This window comes from Bradyrhizobium sp. SUTN9-2, from assembly GCF_003122645.1.
In the GTDB taxonomy this organism is placed as follows: domain Bacteria; phylum Pseudomonadota; class Alphaproteobacteria; order Rhizobiales; family Xanthobacteraceae; genus Bradyrhizobium; species Bradyrhizobium yuanmingense.
The window spans coordinates 2196595-2199861 of the sequence record NZ_LAXE01000001.1 but is presented as its reverse complement, the minus strand read 5'-3'; the positions used below and the strand labels follow the sequence as shown (position 1 = coordinate 2199861).

Annotated in this window: 1 protein-coding gene and 1 pseudogene; both read right to left on the bottom strand. The window is 61.4% G+C overall.

Translation table 11 applies throughout. The features are described from left to right. Positions 1-66: 66 nt before the first annotated feature. Positions 67-222 (bottom strand): annotated as a pseudogene (locus XF30_RS10345) (transposase); the annotation flags it as partial. Between the two features lie 27 nt (positions 223-249). Further along, positions 250-2565: a DUF5695 domain-containing protein gene (locus XF30_RS10340; RefSeq protein WP_244608892.1), complete on the bottom strand. Its 2316-nt coding sequence runs from the start codon at positions 2563-2565 to the stop codon at positions 250-252. Between the last annotated feature and the right edge of the window lie 702 nt (positions 2566-3267).

Below are 3267 nucleotides of genomic sequence, written 5' to 3'. Positions count from 1 at the left end.
CCGGGAGAGGGCAGCCACGGCATTCACTCTTTCCATATTTCAACGGATATTGAGTTTGTCGTCGTTGCCCTCCGGCACGATCATGTGGATGTGCGGATGGTGGTTCATCGCCGAACCCGAGTAATGCAGCACCGCGGTGATGCGGATACGTGCGTCGAGATGCTTGGAATTCGCGGGGATGATCGTCATCGCATCGGAAGCCGCGTGGAATGGCAGGCGATAAGTGCCGATCGCACCGGATAATCGGCATCACTGGCGGACCTGAACCCGCGGTAAGCGCGCCGCAGGCAAGCGGATGACGATCTGGCAGTCCGTGATGTTGACGACTTCCTTGCGCTTTCTCCCGTCATCGTACCGCAATTCGAACGTCACTCTCGATGCAGACGGGGTAAAGGGCTCAGGCGTAAGGCTGATCCACCCCTCCCCCAAATTCAGAATGATCGGTCGATCCGCCCGGAATCGGGCGTCGAGCAGCACCAAGTCCAATCGGAGGTACTGGAGCCGCACGTTGAGCCGTCGACGCACGCCATCACGTGGCCAAATACGCAGGGTGTGAGCGAGCGTCTCCATGATGCCACCGTGACAAACCTGCCCAAAGATGGGATCATCGGCAACGATCGTCGCAGCAGCGCGGACCGCCCCACAAAATCCCAGGTCGATCTCGCACGAGTAATACCACGCTCCACGGTGATGCGGCTGACCGAGCCATGTGGTCCCGCTCGGCGCCGGCTCGAAGCCGCCACCGGCCGCGCCGTCATTCTCCTCGCCCGGATACCAGTAGCCATGACCAGCCGACGCCGGGCCGCTGTTCAGCAAAGCCCACGCGCTGAGTTGTGACGCATAGCCGAGACGAAGGAGCGGGTGCGGGTCGTCTGCATCGTTCAGCGCATGATCAAGCAGCGCCGAGCCACCCATCTGCGCCATGTAAGTCAGCGTATAGGCGTCGCCCGCAGTGCGGCGATAATCGCTGCCCAGGTAGTAATAAGCAGGTTCCAGCCAGCCACGGCAGAACAAATTTGCAGCGATCTGACGCTCCGCGAAGGCACGCGCTGCCGCCTTCGAAACCCCCATGGCGACAGGGTCGTCCAGGGCCGAGCGCGCCAGTGCCTGCGTTGATTCGAAGGCTGTGGAATCGAACGGGTATTCAGACTTGAACAGGTCCGCCTTCGGATCGACGAAGGCGCGCACCTTACGCGCCCAGTGCGCCTCCAACGTCGCCGCCTCGCGCGTCAAGCCCGCCGTCGTGAGCGCCGAAACCAGTTCGGGGATCACACATTCGTTGGTGCAGCCGGTGTGGTAGGCAGACCACATCACCACGCGCATCGGCACCGTGAACATGGCCAGCGCCGTACCGTAGGCGCGTACCAAATAATCTCGTGCGCTCTGGCGGGTGGGTATCGCGGGATGGTCACGCGCGATGCGGTGCATGGCCAAATACATCGCGAAGATGTGCGGATAGTCATAAGGCCGCCAGATATGCAGGCGGCCCTTTGGGCCGGGATCGCTGCTTTCCCTGTTCTGCTTCCAATCGGGTATGCCGTAGAGGCCGTAGGCGTATGCCTCCTGTGTGGTACGTTGCAGCCCGTCCCAGACGAACTTATCTATATATCGATCCAGCGCCGCCACTTCCGCCACATCAGGATGCTCGGCATTCTTGGTCGCGAGGTAAGCGGGCTTGCTCAGCCCGGGATCGTCGCACGTCACCTCGTAGATGCGCCAGCCCTTGATCCGGTCGTAATTGTCCGGGCCAAGCAGGACCTGCGTCTCCATATTCCACTCGCCAAACAAACCGTCGTACCATTTGGACGGGTCACGATGCTGCCGCTTCACGATGAAGGTTGCGCGCTTCTTCATCATCGTCTCGACGGGCTCGGTGGCGAAGAATTCAAGAAAGGTCTGGCGCGCCCCCGGCTGGTGCAGGGTCACCCGGTTCTCGCCCAATCGCGAAAAGCGAACCCGCCACAGTCGCCTGCCCGCCCGATCCGGCAACCGTTGCAACACCGTGTCGCCGGTAAATTCCGCTTCGATTCGCTCCACCGGAATGGAGGACGCGAGCGCGATGTCGACATGCAGGTCGTTCGGAACCGTCATCCCCGGCATTACTTCCACGTCCACCAGACCGGCGTCGGCAATAGCCCTGCGCGCCGCCTCGTAATCGGCAACCCACTGGAAGCGAAGACGGTAACGCCGTTGCTCGGCCGGTGGCAGGAACAGGGAATGGGTCGGCTGGCGCCAGCGAGTTCCGCCCGCCCCTGCCTCGCCGGCGGCCGCCCCGGCTAAGATGTAGGCGCACCACGTTCCACTGGCTTCGGCCGAATCCTTATGGACATTCCAATATTCCAGTGACGTGTCCGCTTCCGGTAAGAGCATGAGGAAGGGACCGGTGCTGTTGCCGCGAATCCAGAGGATGTGCGATCCATGCCCCGAGACGAAGCTGTGCTTCAAAACAGCCATCGATACCGGTTGTCCTGCCGGAAATTCGGTGTTCATCGGCATGGGCAAATAGAGGTCGCCAACCTCCACGCTCGCCATGCCGTCATTCCGCAGCATGATCTCCCACGTCAATCCAGCCTCGTCGACTGCGAGGCGGGTCGTGAGAAGGACGCCGGCATCGCGGGCTGCTAGTTCAAGGGCCGCGCTATGCATCGGCCTCGTTGCATCAGCGCCGGTTCGAAGCGTATGCCACTCGGATCCGGCACGCCGAACTCTAGCGTGAGCCGCCCCCAGCACGGCTCCAGGCAGGACATAATCCGTGTCATACGCATCGTTACGATAACGCAACGAGGTAATGCCGTCTTGTGTGCACCCAACGACGAAGGGAGAGTCGGCGGCCTTCAACACCATGACAACCTTGCGCTGCGGCCGATTGGGTGTAGGCTCCGTAAAGCCCCCGAACAACGCGCTACCCAAGAAGCTACTGCCCAACAGCATCGTACGACGCGTATACGTCCAGGCTTTAGACATGCCTTTGCTCTCGCCATCAACCGTATCCGGTATCGCTATTAGGAGCTGGAGCCTATATCCAACAGGCGAACTTCTCGCCGGACCTCCGTGCAGTCGTGGATCATCCCTGTGGCGGCAAGTTGGCAGCCGCAGGCTTGCTCTCGAGAGTTACGCTCGTTCTGCGGGCGACGACCTTCCGGTTGGCCTCTTCTGCTGCTGAGACTGGCTGTATGGGAGTCCTTGGCAGTTAGGCGGATTCGGTTGCTGCTCGTGGGATTTGCGGCCGTGCACGATCAGCGTTGTGCCGATCGAGCGCCTTCTCGA